General features: G+C 42.6%; 17 protein-coding genes. 9 read left to right on the top strand and 8 right to left on the bottom strand.

Annotation, left to right across the window (positions count from 1 at the left end; translation table 11 throughout):
- A complete protein-coding gene (locus ACMUMQ_RS05030; protein WP_036160285.1) occupies positions 1-261 on the bottom strand; it encodes a DUF4212 domain-containing protein in 261 nt (86 codons plus the stop codon).
- Between the two features lie 156 nt (positions 262-417).
- Between ACMUMQ_RS05030 and ACMUMQ_RS05025 the strand changes: the two genes are divergently transcribed.
- The gene (locus ACMUMQ_RS05025) at positions 418-636 is read left to right on the top strand and encodes a DUF6500 family protein (RefSeq protein WP_414680914.1); all 219 of its coding nucleotides are present in this window, start codon (positions 418-420) and stop codon (positions 634-636) included.
- A 37-nt stretch (positions 637-673) separates the two neighbouring features.
- Positions 674-1,111 carry a GNAT family N-acetyltransferase gene (locus ACMUMQ_RS05020; protein ID WP_414680913.1) on the top strand — a complete coding sequence of 146 codons (438 nt, stop codon included), beginning with the start codon at positions 674-676 and terminating at the stop codon, positions 1,109-1,111.
- An 89-nt stretch (positions 1,112-1,200) separates the two neighbouring features.
- Here ACMUMQ_RS05020 and ACMUMQ_RS05015 read toward each other — a convergent pair whose 3' ends face one another.
- From ACMUMQ_RS05015 to nhaB, 4 genes are all read right to left on the bottom strand, one after another.
- Complete coding sequence (locus tag ACMUMQ_RS05015) at positions 1,201-2,883, bottom strand: aminotransferase class V-fold PLP-dependent enzyme (protein ID WP_414680912.1); 1,683 nt, start codon at positions 2,881-2,883, stop codon at positions 1,201-1,203.
- 48 nt (positions 2,884-2,931) lie between these two features.
- Positions 2,932-3,396: an Lrp/AsnC family transcriptional regulator gene (locus ACMUMQ_RS05010; RefSeq protein WP_414680911.1), complete on the bottom strand. Its 465-nt coding sequence runs from the start codon at positions 3,394-3,396 to the stop codon at positions 2,932-2,934.
- A gap of 197 nt (positions 3,397-3,593) precedes the next feature.
- Positions 3,594-5,207 carry an NAD(P)/FAD-dependent oxidoreductase gene (locus ACMUMQ_RS05005; RefSeq protein WP_414680910.1) on the bottom strand — a complete coding sequence of 538 codons (1,614 nt, stop codon included), beginning with the start codon at positions 5,205-5,207 and terminating at the stop codon, positions 3,594-3,596.
- Positions 5,208-5,367: 160 nt separating this feature from the next.
- The gene (nhaB, locus tag ACMUMQ_RS05000; protein ID WP_414680909.1) at positions 5,368-6,870 is read right to left on the bottom strand and encodes a sodium/proton antiporter NhaB; all 1,503 of its coding nucleotides are present in this window, start codon (positions 6,868-6,870) and stop codon (positions 5,368-5,370) included.
- A 165-nt stretch (positions 6,871-7,035) separates the two neighbouring features.
- Between nhaB and sohB the strand changes: the two genes are divergently transcribed.
- Positions 7,036-8,079, top strand: coding sequence for a protease SohB (gene sohB, locus ACMUMQ_RS04995; RefSeq protein WP_414680908.1), 1,044 nt, complete (start codon positions 7,036-7,038; stop codon positions 8,077-8,079).
- Between the two features lie 84 nt (positions 8,080-8,163).
- Here sohB and ACMUMQ_RS04990 read toward each other — a convergent pair whose 3' ends face one another.
- The 3 genes from ACMUMQ_RS04990 to folX are packed head-to-tail and all read right to left on the bottom strand — an operon-like array spanning position 8,164 to position 12,783.
- The gene (locus tag ACMUMQ_RS04990) at positions 8,164-8,997 is read right to left on the bottom strand and encodes a hypothetical protein (RefSeq protein WP_414680907.1); all 834 of its coding nucleotides are present in this window, start codon (positions 8,995-8,997) and stop codon (positions 8,164-8,166) included.
- On the bottom strand, positions 8,994-12,407 hold the full coding sequence (gene mfd, locus ACMUMQ_RS04985; protein ID WP_414680906.1) for a transcription-repair coupling factor: 3,414 nt from the start codon (positions 12,405-12,407) through the stop codon (positions 8,994-8,996). Before mfd ends, ACMUMQ_RS04990 begins: the two co-directional genes overlap by 4 nt.
- Positions 12,408-12,414: 7 nt before the next feature.
- Positions 12,415-12,783, bottom strand: a complete 369-nt coding sequence (gene folX / locus ACMUMQ_RS04980) for a dihydroneopterin triphosphate 2'-epimerase (protein WP_410506548.1) — start codon at positions 12,781-12,783, stop codon at positions 12,415-12,417.
- A 438-nt stretch (positions 12,784-13,221) separates the two neighbouring features.
- Here folX and ACMUMQ_RS04975 point away from each other — a divergent pair, with 438 nt between their 5' ends.
- From ACMUMQ_RS04975 to nqrF, 6 genes are read left to right on the top strand one after another with little or no spacing between them, the layout of a single operon-like run.
- Positions 13,222-14,559, top strand: coding sequence for a Na(+)-translocating NADH-quinone reductase subunit A (locus tag ACMUMQ_RS04975; protein WP_414680905.1), 1,338 nt, complete (start codon positions 13,222-13,224; stop codon positions 14,557-14,559).
- Positions 14,560-14,562: 3 nt separating this feature from the next.
- Positions 14,563-15,759 carry an NADH:ubiquinone reductase (Na(+)-transporting) subunit B gene (locus ACMUMQ_RS04970; RefSeq protein ID WP_414680904.1) on the top strand — a complete coding sequence of 399 codons (1,197 nt, stop codon included), beginning with the start codon at positions 14,563-14,565 and terminating at the stop codon, positions 15,757-15,759.
- Positions 15,752-16,552 (top strand): Na(+)-translocating NADH-quinone reductase subunit C, encoded by an 801-nt coding sequence (locus ACMUMQ_RS04965; protein WP_414680903.1) that lies wholly within the window; start codon positions 15,752-15,754, stop codon positions 16,550-16,552. The genes ACMUMQ_RS04970 and ACMUMQ_RS04965 overlap by 8 nt, the downstream gene beginning before the upstream one ends.
- On the top strand, positions 16,552-17,214 hold the full coding sequence (locus tag ACMUMQ_RS04960) for an NADH:ubiquinone reductase (Na(+)-transporting) subunit D (protein WP_347982342.1): 663 nt from the start codon (positions 16,552-16,554) through the stop codon (positions 17,212-17,214). The genes ACMUMQ_RS04965 and ACMUMQ_RS04960 overlap by 1 nt, the downstream gene beginning before the upstream one ends.
- Complete coding sequence (gene nqrE / locus ACMUMQ_RS04955; RefSeq protein ID WP_317004399.1) at positions 17,215-17,823, top strand: NADH:ubiquinone reductase (Na(+)-transporting) subunit E; 609 nt, start codon at positions 17,215-17,217, stop codon at positions 17,821-17,823.
- A 42-nt stretch (positions 17,824-17,865) separates the two neighbouring features.
- Complete coding sequence (gene nqrF / locus ACMUMQ_RS04950) at positions 17,866-19,092, top strand: NADH:ubiquinone reductase (Na(+)-transporting) subunit F (RefSeq protein ID WP_414680902.1); 1,227 nt, start codon at positions 17,866-17,868, stop codon at positions 19,090-19,092.
- Positions 19,093-19,134: the final 42 nt, after the last annotated feature.

Genomic DNA, 19,134 nt, shown 5'->3' with positions numbered 1-19,134 from the left:
TTACTCCTGAAGGCCAAATTCTTCATCAAGTTTGTTCATTCTCCAAGCGTAGAAGAAGGTCAAAATGATGAATACGAGGATGGAACCTTGCTGAGCAAACCAGAAGCCTAAATCAGCACCTCCAATCATAATGCCCGAAAGCATAGGACGAAGTATGATGGCACAGCCATAAGAGGCGAGTGCCCAAACCACTAAGCTGCCTAGAATCAGCCGTAAGTTTGCTTGCCAGTATTTTTCTGCATTATTGTTATGATCTGACATTGTCGATCTCCTTATAATTATTTTTATACGCCTAGTTAATTTAGCAGGCGTCCGATTAATAAGAAGTCAGACTTTAGTCTCATAAAGGTATTCTTTATCATGCTTGTACTGCACATGATTCGCGCGTAAAGCTTGGAAATAAAAGAGATAAAATTTATGAATATAGGAATGAGAGACAAGATTCTGTCGGTATGTGCAGAAAAAATAAAGCAAAAAGGCGAGGGCGTTCAGGTTTCGTTTTATGCTTTTTTTGCGAATAAAAATGACGATCCTGTTGCATTGATGGAAGTGGCTCGCTGGTGGATCGAAAAACATCAGCTTAATCACTTTGAAAAAGCCACAAAGATCTATGCCATGATTGAAGCAAATGAGTAGAGCTATGAAGGAAAATTTACCCGCGTACAGGAGTTCTTTGGAAAAGAATAACCCTTGGACTATTTCTCAGGTTACTGTTGAACAAGCCTTGCCGATTCGTCATCAAGTATTATGGCCAAACAAAACTCAGGATGAATGCCGAGTAGATGACGACGAAACAGGTCATCACTTTGGTGTTTTTATTGGGCAAGATTTAGTGTGTGTGGCGTCAATTTTTATTGATGGAAAGACGGCCCGTTTGCGTAAGTTTGCGACGTTGGAAGCCTATCAAGGACAAGGCATTGGCAGTGCTGTATTACAGCATATTATTTCGTTCCTTGAGCAACATTTAGTCGAGACGTTTTGGTGTGATGCCAGAGAAAATGCCATGTTACTCTATCGTCGATTTGGAATGCAACCACAGGGAGAGCGATTTTATAAAGGTGATATTCCTTATCGAAAAATGCAGGTCACTTTATCAGGCTCGTCTTCTTAGCTATTCCAACAAGAAACAAATGCTAACGAAAAACGCCAGAGTGGTTTTGCCCCTCTGGCGTTTTTCATTCTTGTATCGTATCTCGCTTTTTATAGAAGATCTTGAGCCAATACAAAACGCTTTAGGTCGTTAAAGTTTGTATTAAAAGGTTGTTCTTGAATGCTGAACTGGCCAGATTTGCATTGTTGAACAATGTCTAATGCTTCCTTTAAGTAGAGACTCTTGTCACTTTCTTTTTTGTTTTCTGCTTGGTTATTTAGGGTGTTTTCAGATTGCTTTAGAGATTGCCAGAGCAAATCTGATAGCGCTCTTGGCAAGGTGGTTTTTCCCTGAAAATGCCATAAATCAGCGCCTTGGTCGTAAGCATAATAAGGCAAAATGGTTAAACCATATTCCGCCACAAAATCAATGCAATCTAAAATGAAGTTGGCTTCCGTATCCTCTAAAAAGTAATTTAGATTGAAACGAACCCAGCCTGGTTTTACCAATTTCTCGCCTTGCTTTATAGCTTCTTGAATGCGTTTTGATTCTTGCTCATTAATGTTTAATAGCTGATGTCCATATGGACCAGCGCATGAGCAGCCACCGCGAACTTGTACGCCAAATAGATCATTAAGTAGGGCGGTAACAAAACCGTGGTGCAAATAGCCATGATCCGTTTTGATGCGAAATGCGGTAATAGATAAACGAATGGCTTCTTGGTGACCTAAACGCTCAATTAGCGGATTCTTACGCCATCTCTTGTCTATCATTTCAACCAATTCGTGCTCGCGCGTTTCTATCGTTTTTGCGCCAACTTCTTGTTTAAGTTGGAAGACTAAGCCCGCACGAATGGATTCAACAATCCCCGGTGTTCCACCTTCTTCTCGACGCTCGCCAATAGGTAAAAAGGTATGATCGTTAGGCGTGACAAAAGAGACGGTTCCACCACCAACAAGACTTGGTTTTTGGTTTTCGATAATGGCTCTCTTAACAACCAAAATGCCAGGTGTGCCAGGTCCTCCAATAAATTTATGAGTGGAAAAGAACATCGCGTCTTTCGCCATTTTTGGGTCTGCTTGTGGATTCATATCTAATTCAACATAAGGTGCCGCCGCAGCAAAGTCCCAAAAAGAAACCGCATTGTAACTATGTAAAAGCGCAGTAATATCGTCTTGCTTACAAAGTATGCCAGTGACGTTTGAAGCAGCACTGAAACTGCCAATGAGACGTTTTCCTTGATGAGTTTGGAGTTGTCGTTCTAAATCATTAAGGCAAACATCGCCTTCTTTGGCTTCCGCGATTCGAATCACATTGATGCCCAATTCGCGCCAAGGTAGCTCATTGGAATGATGTTCATATGGGCCAATGAAAACACAGACGTTGGATTTTTCTTCTGGCGATAAATTACGTAGGCCTAATTGAGTGATAAGCGTACTGACTGCGCTGGTTGCACCACTGCCACAAAACATAACGAGGTCTTCACTGTTGGCATTGATGGCGGCGCGGATTTGATGTCGAGCTTGCTCGCGAAAAGCTGTGGTTTGCTGACCTGTCGCATTCGCTTCTGTATGTGTGTTGGCGTAAAAAGGCAGAACATGCTGTTGAATGGCGTCTTCAATAAAATCTAGGCTGCGACCAGAAGCGGTGTAGTCAGCATAAGTCAGTTGTCTTAGGCCAAATGGTGTGGTGATTTGGCAGTCTTTACCGATAATACCTTCGCGAATACGGGCCAATAGAGAGTTCTGGTTTTCACTGTGAGCTTCTGTTTTGACTAATGTTGCTGTCGGCATGTTTTGTCCTTTTTAGCGATAGCCTTAGCAAACAAGATGTCTTAGCCTTTACTCACTGGATAAAGGTAACTCCGTTGTCCACTTAATTTGTTCCATGGCGAAGTTAGATGTCACGTCTGTTAAAGCGGTTGCACTGATTAATCGTTTATAAAATTTGTCATAAGACGGAATGTCTTTTACCAAGACTCGAAGCAAGTAATCGTAGTCTCCTGCCATTCGATAAAACTCCACGACTTCTGGAAACTCGGCCACCGCACGTGCAAACTCAATGGCCCAATTGGCGTCGTGTTGATTGGTTTTAACTTGTACGAAAACAGAAACGCCCAACCCTAATTTGTCTGCGTCCAACAAAGCGACGCGACGTTTGATAAATCCGGCTTTTTCGAGCTTTTGAACGCGTCTCCAGCAGGGTGTTTTCGACAAGCCAACTTGCTTAGCCATGGCTTCGGTTGAAATACTATCATCGCTTTGAATTAAGGCAAGCAGTTGCAAATCTACGTTATCTAGGTGCATTTTGTTCTCTTTATATTTGTATATTGAGTATATTTTTTCATATCATTTGGTTTTATGGAATGGTTAGAAACTTAATTCCTCAGAGAACGGGGAAAAAGGAATGTCAGTTCTCAATTTTGTCGAAAAAAAGGTGAAAAAAGATCAAAAAAAAGCGCATTCTGAAAATCAGATGCGCTTTATTGAGGGTATTTTGCTTTTTAATGTGTGTGCTTGGCGTTAATACTCAGCGCCATGGCCTCAGCGATTTTAATGCCGTCTATGGCGGCAGACATAATTCCGCCAGCGTAGCCTGCGCCTTCACCTGCTGGGTATAAGCCTTTTGTATTGATGCTCTCTAAGCTTTCTGGATCGCGTTTGATGTTTATTGGTGCTGACGTTCGTGTTTCCACGCCTGTTAATAACGCATCATCAAAGGCAAATCCACGAATCTTTTTATTGAAGGCTGGGATGGCTTCGCGAATGGCTTCGATGCAGAAGTCAGGTAAAGCGTCTGCTAGATTGGTGAGTTTGATACCTGGTTTGAAAGAAGGTGTAACGCTTCCAAGGTCTTCCGGTGTTTCGTTTCTTAAAAAGGCGCCAACGGTTTGTGCTGGAGCATCGTAATTACTTCCGCCCATAACATAAGCATGACTTTCTAATTTACGTTGGAATTCAATACCGGCTAATGGTCCACTTGGATAATCATTCGGGTCAATGCCGACTACAATGGCGCTGTTGGCGTTGCGTTCGTTACGTGAGTATTGGCTCATGCCGTTGGTCACAACACGATTCTCTTCTGATGTGGCGGCAACCACGGTTCCGCCTGGACACATACAGAAACTGTAAACAGAGCGACCATTTTTGCAGTGATGAACCAGTTTGTAATCCGCTGCGCCAAGAATTTCATTGCCTGCATTTGGGCCAAAGCGCGCTTTATCGATGACAGATTGTTCGTGCTCGATTCGAAAACCAACAGAAAACGGCTTGGCTTCAATGTAAACGCCTTTATTATGAATCATTTCGAAAGTATCGCGGGCACTGTGACCAATGGCGATGGCAATGTGGCTTGAATTCAACTGCTCGCCGCCGGCAAGGGTAACGCCAGTGATCTGGCCATTCTCAATATGCAAATCATCAACCCGCGCGCTGAAGCGAATTTCGCCGCCTAGCTCGATGATTTGTGCGCGCATTTTTTCCACCATGGCAACCAATTTGAAGGTACCTATGTGAGGTTTGCTGACGTAAAGAATCTCGTCTGGTGCGCCTGCGGTAACAAACTCGTTCAATACTTTTCGGCTATATTGTTTTGGATCTTTGACCTGGCTATAAAGTTTGCCGTCAGAAAAAGTCCCTGCGCCACCTTCACCAAATTGCACGTTAGATTCTGTGTTCAATATCTTTTTACGCCAAAAGCCGAAAGTATCTTTGGTGCGTTCTCGAACTTCTTTGCCGCGTTCTAAAATAATAGGCTTGTAACCCATTTGCGCGAGTACCAACCCAGCCAATAAACCACATGGCCCAAAGCCAATGACAATAGGGCGTTCGCTCAAATCTTTCGGCGCTTGGGCGACAGGATGGTAGTCCAAGTCAGGTGTTTCTTTCACCTGTTGGTGATCTGCAAATTGTTCAAGTAGTTCTTGGTTGCAAGTAGTGTCGATATCCAAAGTGTAGATCAGCATGATGTTGGTTTTTTTACGAGCATCATAGCCACGGCGAAATACATTAAAGCTTAGCAATTGGTCTGCTGAAATCTTTAGCATGGATAAAATGCTGTCTTTTAGTGCTGTGTCATTGTGATCAAGAGGAAGCTGGATATTGGAAAGTCGTATCATAGGAATCAATTTAGAATGCTGAGTCAGTGGCTAATAACGGGGGATAATACGACATTTTGAATGAAAAAGCTGTTGTCGATGTTTTCATGAGGTGAAATAAAAGAGGCCGCTGATATCGAATAGAAATCAGCAGCCTCGTTTTGTGATGACTTAGGTTTAGTTATAGAAAATAGACAACACAAAAGCCGCCAACCAAGCTAAGTACTATGGTGTACGGCAAAGCCATCCAAACCATCTTTCCATAAGATAATCTTAGTAACGGCGCAATGGCGGATGTCAGCAAGAATAGGAAAGCCGCTTGGCCATTTGGTGTTGCTACACTTGGTAGGTTGGTTCCTGTGTTGATCGCAACAGCCAATGTTTCAAAATGCTCACGACTAATGGTGCCTGCGTCCAGAGCCGCTTTGACTTCCCCAATATAAACCGTTGCTACAAAGACATTATCACTGATGGCGGACAAAATGCCGTTCGCAATAAAGAACATGATGGGCTGAGAATGGGTTGGCATATTTAATACAACATCAATAATAGGTTGAAATAAATGCTGCTCATGAATAACCGAAACAATGGTGAAGAAGACAACCAATAATGCAGTAAACGGCAACGCTTCTTCAAAAGCGTGACCGATTTGGTGTTCTTCGATCACGCCATTAAATGCTGTTAGTAAGACGATAATCATCAATCCGACTAGGCCGACTTCCGCAACGTGGAAGGCCAATGAAAGTATCAGCACGATGGCGACAAGACCTTGAATAATTAACTGAGCTTTGTGTTTGTTCGTGCTTTTTTTAGACTCTTCTTCTTCGAAATTTTTAAGTATGTTGCGTACGTTCTCTGGCAGGTGTGCACCATAGTCAAACCATTTTGTTTTTTCCAAAACAATGACGGTAAGTAAGCCGCAGGCCAATACCGGCATAGAAATCGGAGCCACGCGTAAAAAGAAATCCACAAAGTCCCAGCCTGCTACTTTTGCGATAAGCAGGTTTTGAGGCTCGCCAACCAAAGTTGAAACACCACCTAAGGCTGTTCCTATTGCGCCATGCATGAGCAAGCTGCGTAGGAAAGAGCGAAATTCAGCTAAATCTTTTTGGTTAACAGGCAAAATGTTGTCGTCGCTGTTTGGGTTGTGTTTGCTGTTTGGTGACTGGTCAGATGCGACTTTGTGGTAAACAGAATAAAACCCGACACTGACGCTGATGAGCACGGCGGTAACGGTAAGGGCATCAAGGAACGCAGACAAAACAGCAGCAGCAAAACTGAATACGAGAGAAATAAGGACTTTGGAACGTATCTTAATAAGCAATTTGTTGAAGATAAACAGCAACATGTCTTGCATGAAATAGATGCCAGCAACCATGAACATCAATAGCAAAACTACGTCGAAGTTTTTGATAACCTCATGATAAACACCATCGGGTGTGGTTAAGCCTAATAAGACGGCTTGAATGGCAATTAATCCACCAGGTTGAAGAGGGTAGCATTTTAGTGCCATACCAAGAGTGAATATAAACTCAATAATCAACAGCCAGCCAGTGATGAAAGGGCCGAGCGTAAGAACAGCGATTGGGTTGATAATAAGAAAAGCGATCACAGCTTGTTTGTACCATAAGGGAGAATTTCCCAAAAAGTTATTGCCAAGCGCCTGTGACAAAGAGGTCTTCATTTATTGCTCCTTTTAAAAGCATTATTTTTATCTATTTTGAAAGTGCGCAGATAATAAGTGATAAGTAAGGGACTATCTATAACGATTAATGAGCAATAGATGTTGTTATTTGCGCAAATAGCCCCATTATCTCAGGAACTTAGAATTATTTAGAGGAATATAAGATTGGAATTTTTAACTGACTATGCGGGCTTTTTGTTAAAGCTCATCAGTATTGGCATTTTTATTGTCGTTATCTTAGCCATGATTGCTAGCGGAAAACGCAAAACTCAACCGGGTAGTTTGTCTGTTACCAAGCTAAATGAAAGCTACGATGCCATGAAGGCGGAGTTAGACCGCCAGTTATTAGATAAGAAAGATCTTAAAAACAAAGAGAAAGAAAAGAAAAAAGCAGCAAAGTTAGAAAAGAAAGCACAGAAGAAAACAACGAAAGAAGAGGCCGTAACGGAAGAAAAGAAACGACTATATGTTTTGGATTTTGACGGTGATATTAAGGCGTCTGCTGTGACTTCTATGCGTGAAGAGATTACGGCTGTATTGAGTGTGGCTAAACCTCAAGACGAAGTGGTTGTGCGTTTAGAAAGTGGCGGTGGGGTTGTTCATGGTTATGGTTTGGCAGCATCTCAATTGCAGCGTATTCGCGAAGCCAATATCCCTCTAACTGTTTGTGTTGATAAAGTGGCGGCTAGTGGTGGTTACATGATGGCTTGTGTGGCCGACAAAATTATTGCTGCGCCATTTGCGATTTTAGGTTCTATCGGTGTGGTTGCTCAGGTTCCTAACGTGCATAGATTACTTGATAAAAGCTTGATCGACGTTGAGCTTCATACGGCTGGGCGTTATAAGCGAACTCTGACTATGTTGGGCAAAAATACTGATGAAGGTCGTGAGAAATTCAAGCAAGATTTGGAAGACACTCATGGATTGTTTAAGCGTTTTGTTTCTAGTCAGCGTCCGCAGTTGGAAATAGAAGACATTGCAACAGGTGATACTTGGTATGGCTCTGAAGCCTTGGAAAATAAGTTGGTTGATGCAGTAATGACAAGCGATGCTTATCTTGTCTCTCATTATGACAACGCAGATGTCATACAGGTTACTTATAAGCAACCAAAAGGCATGGCAGAGCGTTTTGGTTTATCTGTGTTTTCTGCTTTTGAGCAAAAGGCGGTTTCTTGGTTCAGTAAGTTGACTCAATCGAAAGGCTATTAAATTCTGCTTGTTCATCGGTTGATGGCATAAAGCGAGTAGGCAAAATAAAAAGGGCAACATTTTTGATGTTGCCCTTTTTATTTTTTATTGAGGAATAAAAGGAGGATCGACTTTGGTGCTGGATTCAAACAGCTCATTCGTACTCTGTAGTTCGTCGTAATCTAGGCTGGCTCCCGTTTCGGGTGTCATGGTTTCTAGAGCAATGGCCGCCATGGCGTCTTCTAACTCAATAGGGTGAAAATATAGAAGTGTGCCGATTGTAGGATGATCCAAGTAGTTTACTTTCTTACTCGCGGTTCTATTAGACATGTGAAGCTGAAGAACGAGAGCGGGTTCAAACGCTTTTACATCAGATTCTGTATTGCCAGTATCTTGAGAGAATAAGTTACTCTCGTTGTTATTTACAGTTTCTGGGTCAATCTCTGGCTGAGTAAAACTATCAAATAGGTAGTGTTTGTAGTGGATGTCGGATTCTAGATAACGACCAAGTTTAATAGCGATGTCTCCAGTCAGTTCAGGGTAACCGTCTTTCACTTGTTTGCTAGTGAATTGTTTTTTGATTGTGTCGCCAGGCGCTTTAAAAATAAGAGTCCATTTTTCATTGGCGAGAATGGTCACGCGGCGATTCAATTTCTGCTCCATATTGTCAAATGGCGTACTTTCAGAAGAGGCTGACGCTTCATTGTTTGTCACAGAGATGTTTTCTTCGTCACTTTCTTTTGGAAGACGGATTAAATTGTCCACAGTGAACACATTTTTATAATCAATGTGCTCGCTAGATTGTCCCTCTGGCCATAAAAAAGTCAGCATGTAGCCTTGGTATGCTCTTGCTGTGTCTGGGTTGATGTCCCCGTCGTCGGCAAATAGCGGCGTACTTAATAGGCTAAGAGATAAAAATATCGGCGTTAAGGCTTTCAATGTAATAGTTCCAATGTTTTGGTGGTTTGTTGGAAGCGCTCTTCGGCACTGTTCATTGTTGCTATAAATCTTAAAGTATCTGACCCTGAAAGCTTGTACGTATCCGGTTTGGTTTGAATTAACCGAATGAGCTTCATTGGGTCGACAGGTGTTTTGCTGTTGAAGAATATTTTCCCTTCTTTGGCGTTTGCCTCGATTTTGTTGATGCCAAGACTTTCCGCTTTCAGTTTCAATTCTGTTTGGCGGAAGAGATTTTTAGTGGCATCAGGCAACAATCCAAATCGGTCAATCATTTCTACCTGTAAATCTTTAAGTTCGCCATTTGTTTTCGCACTGGCGATGCGTTTATAAAGTATTAGTCGAGAGTGTACATCACCTAGGTAGTCTTCAGGAATAAGCGCTGGCACACGCAGGTTAATGTCTGTTTGTGCCGGTGAAGATATATCAACGTCAGGCGATTCGCCATTCTTCAACGAAGCGACAGCTCGATCTAGCATTTCCATAAAGAGTGAGAAGCCGACGTGTTCGATATGGCCACTTTGCCCGTCGCCTAATAATTCACCTGTACCGCGTATTTCTAAGTCATGTGTGGCCAAGGTAAAGCCGGCGCCAAGAGTGTCCGCTAAGGTAATGGCTTCTAGGCGTTTCTCTGCATCACTGGTGACTTTTCTGTCGCTTGGCGTCAGCAAGTAAGCGTAAGCTTGGTGGTGTGAGCGCCCAACGCGACCCCGTAATTGGTGTAATTGCGCTAAGCCAAACTTGTCTGCTCTTTCAATGATGATGGTGTTAGCGTTAGGTATGTCTATGCCTGTTTCAATAATGGTTGAACACACCAGTACGTTGGCTCTTTTGTGATAAAAGTCGGACATCACTTGTTCTAGTTCGCGTTCACGCATTTGACCATGACCGACAATGACGCGAGCTTCTGGAATCAGTTCTTCTAATTCCTCTGCGGCTTTTTGAATCGTCTGCACTTCATTATGAAGGAAGTAAACTTGCCCGCCACGGTGAAGCTCTCGCAAGATGGCTTCTTTTATCTGGTGGTCATCCTTTTGCTTCACAAAGGTTTTAACCGACAGTCGTTTGGCTGGTGGTGTGGCGATAATGGATAAATCGCGTATGCCAGAAAGAGACATGTTGAGTGTTCGAGGAATCGGCGTGGCTGTCAGTGTCAGTATGTCCACTTCCGCTCGTAGAGCTTTAAATTGCTCCTTTTGCTTCACTCCAAAACGGTGCTCTTCATCTATGATCACCAGTCCTAGGTTGGCAAATTTAATATCACTTTGAATCAATTTGTGAGTGCCGACAACAATGTCTGCTTTGCCTTGTTCGAGTCGATCAATGGCGGCGTTAGATTGTTTACCCGAACGGAAACGAGAGAGTAACTCAACTTCAACAGGCCAATCAGCAAAGCGGTCGCAGAAATTTTCATAGTGCTGTTGAGCGAGTAGGGTGGTTGGTACAAGTACGGCAACTTGTTTGCCATCTTGAACTGCTAAGAATGCAGCACGCATGGCGACTTCTGTTTTACCGAAACCAACATCACCACAAACCAGTCTGTCCATCGGCTTTTTCGCTGACATATCTTTCATAACAGCATCGATGGCCATTTGCTGGTCTGGAGTTTCTTCAAATGGAAATCCGGCTGCAAACAACTCGTATTGATCGTCCGGCTTCGCAAAAGCATAACCCACGCGAGCTTCGCGTTTTGCATAGATTTCTAAAAGCTCAGCTGCGGTATCGCGGGCTTTTTCAGCGGCTTTTTGTTTTGCGACACTCCATTTGTCTGTGCCCAATTTGTGAAGTGGGGCTGTGTCTTCATCTGCGCCCGTGTAACGAGAAATAAGTTGTAACGACGAAACGGGAACGTAGAGTTTGGCATCATTAGCGTAGCCTAGAGTTAATAGCTCGGTTTCCTGTCCATCAATGCTTAAATTGGTGAGGCCAAGATAGCGCCCGACACCATGATCAATATGAACGACGGGAGCGTTCATGCGCAATTCAGTGAGGTTACGAATAATAGCGTCTTCACTGATGTTGTTTTGCTTGTTTCGTCTGCGGTGTTGAGAGACACGTTCACCCAGAATTTCACTTTCAGCGATTAAAGCCAGCTCATCATTGATGATAAAGCCGCGGCCAATATTGCCTTCAGTAATAGCAATGGCGTGCTTTGACTTTTTAAAGTCTTGCCAGTCTTTCACTTGTTTTGGGGTTATCTTGTGTTTTTTGAGAAGCTCTAAAAGTGCTTCTCGGCGACCTGCGGATTCCGCAACGATCAGTACTCGCGCACTGGTTTGATCTAAAAAGCTCTGTAATCTTCCTAACGGTGAAGGCGCTTTTGAATCAATTTTGACGCTTTCAAGTGCTTGATAAGCAGGGTGCTGTCCTTCGGCTGAGAAAATCACATTAGTGAATAAGTTTAATTGAGCAAACAGTTCGTCTTCTTTTAGGCAAATTTCATTTGGCTCTAAAATAGGTTGTTCTATGTTGTAGTTAAGTGATTCGTGACGACTGCGAAAATCCAGCTGAATGCTAGCGACTTGCTCGTTGAAATTGTCTGAACGAACAATAAACGTATTGTCTGGTAAATAGTCGAAAATGCTTGAGGTTTGTTCAAAAAATAAAGGTAAATAATATTCAATACCGGCTGGGATTAAGCCATTTGAGATATCTTGATAAATGGGGCTTGAAAGTGGTGCTGTATTAAAGCGCTCGCGAAAGGCTTGGCGAAACTGTTGAATGCCTTGTGACGTTGTAGGGAATTCTTTGGCCGGAAGCATTTTTATTTCTGAGACTTTATTTATGCTGCGCTGTGTTTCTGGATCAAACCAGCGAATTGACTCAATTTCATTGTCGAACCAATCTACCCTGATTGGGTTGTCTGCGCCCATTGGGTAAATGTCCATCAAGGCGCCGCGTATGGCGTATTCCCCATGACCGTGAACATTTTCGACGTTTAGATATCCGGCGCTAGTAAGTTTTTTCGACAGTTGTTCGAGAGGCAGTTCTTGCCCTTCTTGTAGATGAAAGCGCTGGGCATCAATGTGCTGCTTTGGGCAAAGTCTAGTTAGACAAGAAGCAACGGTTGTGAGAATAATAGGGTTCTTTACTTCAGATATCTTTGCGAGAGTTTCTAATCGCTGAGAAATAATGTCTTGATGCGGCGAGAAAGCGTCGTAGGGAAGGGTTTCCCAATCACTGAATCTTAGTAGCTCTTTCTTTCCTTGATTAAGGAACTGTATTTCGTCTTCAAGCTCGTTTAGTTCAGCAACCGTATTTACCATAAAAAGAATGGGCTTTTTGTGCTGATCGGCAATGGCTAATAGTTGTAGGGCCTTCTGGCTGCCATTCAATCCGTTGATTAAATTTTTAAAGCCTGGTTTTGACGTAATTGATACAGAATCGGACATCTTAGTTTTATGGTTCTCTTGTGGCGGAAAGTGTGAGAGATACGGAGTCGGCAAAGCGTAAAGCATGAGGTTTTGCGACTTCGACCTTTGCAAAAGTAACGCACTCTTGTTGCATGCAGAGGTCGAGTAATTCCGCTGTTAGCTTTTCAAGTAAAAGGAAACGGTTATTTTCTGTGTGAGCTATCATCGCTTTGCAAATAGTGCGGTAGTTTACCGCGTGTTCTACATTGTCTGTGTCGTAAGCGTGATTGGCTGGGTACTGAATCCAAGCATTGATCACAACATCTTGTTTGTTGTTTTTTTCAGATTCGTTGAATCCAATATACGTTCGTAAACGTAGATTTTTAATGTGTATTTGAGCTTCTGGCATGATCATGTCAGTGGTTCCGCTTAATTGGCTCATTTAATGAGAGGATATTGTGCTGTTTTCGGTCTTGTAAGGCAACTTAACAAGGCGATGAAGATGAATACGTTACCAGTCTCTGTATTGGATTTTCTTAATTCTTAAGACTTGTTATTTATTTGCCTTTAAATAAGTGCAATCAAATGGTTAAGAAGTGATCTTTTTTTGTTCGATATATCATCAGATAAGGATAAAGTTTCATTTTTAAGTAAAAGTTGGCGCTCAAAGACGGTGTCCTGCGCTAGTCAAGGCGATCAATGATCTTTATAATACTTCGGTTTTTTGGTGAAGTGAGTTTGTGCTTTACAATTAACTTTACGTTAGTTGTTTGCTTATGCATGTTTTCCCGGAGGGGGGTGTAAGCGCTGCACATTACGCTTTTTGTGTTCAATTTATTGTTGGGCAGAACATATGTTTAAAATTACAAAAGGCCTAGATCTACCGATATCCGGTGCTCCCAATCAAGTGATTGAGAGTGCGGCCGCTGCAACAGCAGTTGCTGTTATCGGTCCTGACTACCATGGTATGAAACCTACTATGCTGGTACAGGAAGGAGATAAGGTCAAAAAAGGGCAAGTTATCTTTACAGATAAAAAGACGGAAGGTGTTAAGTACACCGCGCCTGCTTCTGGAACGGTAGCTGCCATTAATCGTGGCGAACGTCGCGTTTTTCAATCGATCGTGATTAATGTTGAAGGCGATGAGTCTGAAACGTTTGCTGCTTATTCTAGCTCTGAATTAAAATCATTAGAGCGCGAAAAAGTAGTTGAGAATCTAGTCGAATCGGGTATGTGGACTGCATTCCGTACGCGTCCTTTCTCTAAGGTTCCTGAAGTTGCTTCAGTGCCAAACTCTATTTTTGTTACTGCTATTGACACTAATCCATTAGCAGCTTCCCCTGAAGCGGTTCTTGCTGATCAAGCAGAAGCGTTTGCTGACGGTCTTACAGTGTTAACACGTTTGACTGAAGGTAAGGTGTTTCTTTGTAAAGCCCCAGGTGCAAAAATTCCAACAACTGCTGATGTGACTGTTGAAGAGTTTGCTGGTGTTCACCCAGCGGGTCTTGCTGGTACACACATTCATTTTCTTGATCCAGTAAGCGATAAGAAAACAGTTTGGTCTATCAATTACCAAGATGTTGTTGCTGTTGGTAAATTGTTTGTGTCCGGTGAATTGAGCTCTGAGCGTGTTGTTGCTCTCGCTGGCCCTCAAGTTAAAAAGCCTCGCTTAGTTCGCACTCAAGTTGGCGCAAGCTTAGAAGGTTTAGTTGCGAACGAGTTGTTAGACGGTGAAAATCGTGTGATTTCTGGTTCTGTACTTTCTGGCCGTAATGCGTTTGGCCCTTTTGCTTTCCTAGGTCGTTATCACACTCAAGTATCTGTATTGCTTGAAGGTCGTGAGCGTCAAATGATGCATTACCTACGCGCTGGTGTAGAGAAGCATTCTATTATGAATGTTTTCTTATCTAAGCTTACGGGTAAAAAGTCGTTTGATATGTCAACAACGACAAATGGCAGTGATCGTACCATGTTGCCACTTGGTAACTTTGAGCGTCTGATGCCGTTAGATATCTTACCAACTCAATTACTACGAGCGTTGGTTGTAAATGATACTGAACAGGCACAGAAACTTGGTGCGCTTGAACTGGATGATGAAGATTTGGCTTTGTGTACTTACAGTTGTTCAGGTAAGTTCGAATACGGCCCGATCCTTCGGGATTGTCTAACTCTAATAGAGAAAGAGGGTTAATTCATGGGTCTTAGAAAAGTACTCGATAAAATAGAACCTGAGTTTCACAAAGGTGGAAAATACGAAAACTGGTACGCGCTTTTTGAAGCGGTAGATACTATTTTTTATCGTCCAAGTTCTGTTACTAAAAATGGTTCACACGTTCGTGATGCTGTGGATATGAAACGCATCATGATTTTGGTTTGGATGTGTACATTCCCTGCTATGTTCTTTGGTATGTACAATATTGGTTTCCAAGCGAACAGCGCTATTGATGCAATGGGTGTTTCTGCTCCTGATTCTTGGCGTCACGCTATTATTGGAAGTTTGACCAACTACGATGTGTCTAGCCTTTGGGATAATATGATTTACGGTGCAATGTACTTTTTGCCTGTTTATCTTGTTACCTTTGTTGTTGGTGGTTTCTGGGAAGTGTTATTCGCTTCTGTTCGTAAGCATGAAGTGAATGAAGGTTTCTTTGTTACCTCTATTCTGTTCTCGCTTTCTTTACCTGCAACTGTTCCTTTATGGCAAGTCGCTTTAGGTATCACTTTTGGTGTTGTCTTGGCGAAAGAAGTATTTGGTGGTACAGGTAAAAACTTCCTTAACCCAGCACTTGCTGGTCGTGCTTTCTTGTTCTTCGCTTACCCAGCGTCTATGTCTGGTGATGCGGTTTGGACTGCGATCGACGGTTTCTCTGGCGCAACAGCATTAAGCCAATTGGCTGCTGATGGCGTTGCTGGTTTAACTGTAGCTTGGCAAGATGCCTTCTTTGGTTTTATTCAAGGATCCATGGGTGAAACATCGACTCTTGCAATCTTGATCGGTGGTGGTGCTCTGTTAGTAATGCGTATTGCTGCTTGGCGTATCGTTGCTGGTGTGTTCTTGGGTATGGTTGTTACCTCTTCACTATTCAATATGATTGGTTCCGAAACGAATCCAATGTTCTCTACGCCTTGGTACTGGCACCTTGTTTTAGGTGGCTTTGCATTCGGTATGATGTACATGGCGACGGATCCGGTTTCTGCCTCAATGACAAGCCGTGGTAAGTGGTTCTATGGTGCTTTGATTGGTGTCATGGTTGTTTTGATTCGCGTAGTGAATCCAGCTTATCCAGAAGGTATGATGTTGGCGATTTTGTTTGCAAACTTATTTGCGCCCTTCATAGATCACTTTATTGTTCAGGCGAACATTAAACGGAGGATTGCACGCAATGGCTAGCAATAACGATAGTATTCAAAAAACCATTACGGTTGCTTTGGCTCTATGTCTAGTATGTTCTATATTTGTTGCAGCAGCAGCGGTAGGTTTAAAGCCAATACAGAGCGCTAATAAAGACTTAGACCGTAAGCGTAATATCTTGTCTGCGGCAAATATGTTGGATGCTTCAACATCTGTTGATGAGGTATTCGAAAGAATTGAAACGCGCCTTGTAAACCTTGAAACAGGTGTTTTTGCAACTCAAGAAGAGCTTGATGTTGCGGGTATCTCTCCAGATACTTACGATCAGCAAGCTGCAGCGAAAGATCCTGCCTTGTCTGTTGCTCTTGCTGGTGCAAATGATCCTGCAAGTATTAAACGTCGCGCTAAGTTTGCTTCTGTTTATTTGGTGAAATCTGATACTGGTATTGATCGTGTAATCCTACCTGTTCACGGTTACGGATTGTGGTCAACCATGTACGGTTTTATCGCACTAGAAAATGACTTTGATACTGTTATCGGTTTTGGCTTCTATGACCAAGGTGAAACACCAGGGTTAGGTGGTGAAGTTGATAACCCTAACTGGAAAGCCTTGTGGGAAGGTAAAAAAGTTTATAACGACCAAGGTGAAGCTGTTATTCAGCTTGCTAAAGGTGGTGTAGACAGTGCTGATCCACAAGCAATTCATAAAGTAGACGGGTTGTCTGGTGCCACATTAACAAGTCGTGGTGTTACAAACCTTGTTCAATACTGGTTAGGCGAAGAAGGCTTTGGTCCTTTCTTGTCAGTGCTACGTAGCGAAGGAGCTCAATAATGTCTAATGTGAAAGAAGTCCTTTTTGGGCCAATTCTTGCGAACAACCCAATTGCTTTGCAGATTTTGGGTATTTGTTCTGCTTTGGCGGTAACGAGTAGTTTAAGTGTTAGTTTGGTAATGGCGATCGCTCTTACCTTGGTAACGGCTTTTTCTAGTTTCTTCATTGCTATTATTCGTAATCATATTCCAAACAGTATTCGTATCATTGTTCAAATGATCATTATCGCTTCTTTGGTAATTGTGGTTGATCAGGTATTGAAAGCTTTTGCTTTTGAAATCAGTAAGCAACTTTCCGTTTTCGTAGGTTTGATTATCACTAACTGTATCGTAATGGGTCGTGCTGAAGCCTTCGCCATGAAAAACGGTCCAGTGATGAGTTTCCTTGACGGTATTGGTAATGGCTTGGGTTATAGCGCAATGTTGATCATCGTAGCTATTTTCCGTGAGTTGTTAGGTGCTGGTAAGTTGTTTGGTGTTGAAATCTTCACGACTATTCAGAATGGTGGTTGGTACCAGCCTAATGGCTTGATGTTGTTGCCACCAAGTGCTTTCTTCGTTATTGGTTTGGTTATTTGGGCGTTACGCGCTTACAAAACTGAGCAAGTTGAAGAGCCAGAATATAAGATTGCTGCCAACTCACGTGCTCAGGAGGCGCTATAAATGGAACATTATATAAGTCTATTTATTAAGGCTGTTTTCGTAGAAAACATGGCTTTGGCCTTTTTCCTAGGTATGTGTACTTTCTTGGCTTTGTCTAAGAAAGTAGAAACAGCAATTGGTTTAGGTATTGCCGTTGTGGTTGTTTTGGCGATCACAGTTCCTTTGAACAACTTGTTGTATCAGAACCTTTTGGTAGACGGTGCACTTGAGTGGGCAGGCTTGCCAGGTGTTGATCTTAGCTTCCTAGGTTTGTTGAGCTACATTGGTGTTATCGCCGCAGTAGTTCAGATCTTAGAAATGACATTAGATAAATATATGCCTGCGTTGTACAACGCATTGGGCGTGTTTTTGCCTCTTATCACTGTAAACTGCGCAATTATGGGTGCTTCTTTGTTCATGGTAGAGCGTGATTACAACTTCAGTGAAAGTCTTGTGTACGGTGTAGGTGCTGGTGTTGGTTGGGCGCTTGCTATTGCTGCGCTTGCTGGTATTCGGGAGAAACTTAAGTATTCAGATGTTCCTGCAGGTTTACGTGGTCTTGGTATCACGTTCATTACTGTTGGTCTAATGAGTTTAGGTTTCATGTCATTTTCTGGTGTGCAGCTTTAATTTGCTGCACAGTGGGACAACCAAGAATAAGGTTTAACTAACATGGTCAACTTAGAGATTATTCTAGGTGTGGTGATGTTCACAGCTATCGTACTTGCGCTAGTGGCAATTATCCTTGCTGCACGTGCTCGTTTGGTAAGTACTGGTGACGTTACAATTCGCATCAATGGTGAAAAAGAAGTTACTGCTCCAGCGGGCGGTAAATTACTTCAAACTTTGGCAAACAGTGGCATTTTTCTATCATCTGCTTGTGGCGGTGGTGGTACTTGTGCACAGTGTAAATGTAAAGTGACAAGCGGTGGTGGCTCTATGCTATCGACAGAGCAATCTCACTTTACTCGCCGAGATGAAAAAGAAGGTTACCGTCTATCTTGTCAGGTTGCTGTTAAGCAAGATATGGATGTAGAGGTTCCTGAAGAAGTATTCGGTGTTAAAGCTTGGGAATGTACAGTTGAGTCAAACCCGAACGTTGCTACTTTCATTAAAGAGTTAACGTTGAAGCTTCCTGAAGGTGAGAACGTAGACTTCCGTGCAGGTGGTTATGTTCAGCTTGAAGCGCCAGCTCATACAGTGCACTACAAAGACTTTGATATTGAAGAAGAGTACCGAGGTGATTGGGATAAATTCAACCTATGGAAGTTTACTTCTAAAGTTGATGAAACCGTTATTCGTGCTTATTCAATGGCAAACTACCCTGAAGAAAAGGGTCTTGTGAAGTTTAATATTCGTATTGCTTCGCCACCACCTGGTAAAGATGATTTGCCTCCAGGTCAGATGTCTTCTTACGTCTTTAGTTTGAAGCCAGGCGACAAGATCAAAGTGTACGGTCCATTTGGTGAGTTCTTCGCTAAAGACACTGAAGCAGAAATGGTCTTTGTTGGCGGTGGTGCGGGTATGGCGCCAATGCGCTCGCACATTTTTGACCAACTTAAACGTCTCAACTCTAAGCGTAAGATGTCTTTCTGGTACGGTGCTCGTAGTATGCGTGAAGCATTCTATATGGAAGAGTATGACAAGCTACAAGAAGAGAATGATAACTTTGAGTGGCATTTAGCTTTGTCTGACCCACAACCTGAAGATAATTGGGAAGGTAAGACTGGCTTTATTCATAATGTTCTATATGAGAACTACTTGAAAGATCACCCAGCACCAGAAGATTGTGAGTTCTACATGTGTGGGCCTCCAATGATGAACGCTTCGGTGATTAAAATGCTAGAAGATCTAGGCGTAGAAAAAGAAAACATCTTGCTTGATGATTTCGGCGGCTAGTATCTAAATAAAGACCCACCAATTGGTGGGTCTTTATTTTGT

The sequence above is a fragment of the Marinomonas algae genome (assembly GCF_047525555.1).
Lineage (GTDB): Bacteria > Pseudomonadota > Gammaproteobacteria > Pseudomonadales > Marinomonadaceae > Marinomonas.
Note: the sequence above shows the minus strand (reverse complement) of the source record. Positions and strands in the feature narration are given on the sequence as shown.

What these genes read in the sequence shown, in the direction of transcription:
- ACMUMQ_RS05015 (WP_414680912.1), bottom strand. Translation starts at nt 2,883, where the DNA reads ATGCCGACAGCAACATTAGTCAAAACAGAAGCTCACAGTGAAAACCAG.
- ACMUMQ_RS04965 (WP_414680903.1), top strand. Translation starts at nt 15,752, where the DNA reads ATGGCTAGCAATAACGATAGTATTCAAAAAACCATTACGGTTGCTTTG.
- ACMUMQ_RS04960 (WP_347982342.1), top strand. Translation starts at nt 16,552, where the DNA reads ATGTCTAATGTGAAAGAAGTCCTTTTTGGGCCAATTCTTGCGAACAAC.
- folX (WP_410506548.1), bottom strand. Translation starts at nt 12,783, where the DNA reads ATGATCATGCCAGAAGCTCAAATACACATTAAAAATCTACGTTTACGA.
- ACMUMQ_RS05030 (WP_036160285.1), bottom strand. Translation starts at nt 261, where the DNA reads ATGTCAGATCATAACAATAATGCAGAAAAATACTGGCAAGCAAACTTA.
- ACMUMQ_RS05005 (WP_414680910.1), bottom strand. Translation starts at nt 5,207, where the DNA reads ATGATACGACTTTCCAATATCCAGCTTCCTCTTGATCACAATGACACA.
- nqrE (WP_317004399.1), top strand. Translation starts at nt 17,215, where the DNA reads ATGGAACATTATATAAGTCTATTTATTAAGGCTGTTTTCGTAGAAAAC.
- ACMUMQ_RS05025 (WP_414680914.1), top strand. Translation starts at nt 418, where the DNA reads ATGAATATAGGAATGAGAGACAAGATTCTGTCGGTATGTGCAGAAAAA.
- ACMUMQ_RS04975 (WP_414680905.1), top strand. Translation starts at nt 13,222, where the DNA reads ATGTTTAAAATTACAAAAGGCCTAGATCTACCGATATCCGGTGCTCCC.
- nqrF (WP_414680902.1), top strand. Translation starts at nt 17,866, where the DNA reads ATGGTCAACTTAGAGATTATTCTAGGTGTGGTGATGTTCACAGCTATC.
- ACMUMQ_RS05010 (WP_414680911.1), bottom strand. Translation starts at nt 3,396, where the DNA reads ATGCACCTAGATAACGTAGATTTGCAACTGCTTGCCTTAATTCAAAGC.
- ACMUMQ_RS04970 (WP_414680904.1), top strand. Translation starts at nt 14,563, where the DNA reads ATGGGTCTTAGAAAAGTACTCGATAAAATAGAACCTGAGTTTCACAAA.
- mfd (WP_414680906.1), bottom strand. Translation starts at nt 12,407, where the DNA reads ATGTCCGATTCTGTATCAATTACGTCAAAACCAGGCTTTAAAAATTTA.
- nhaB (WP_414680909.1), bottom strand. Translation starts at nt 6,870, where the DNA reads ATGAAGACCTCTTTGTCACAGGCGCTTGGCAATAACTTTTTGGGAAAT.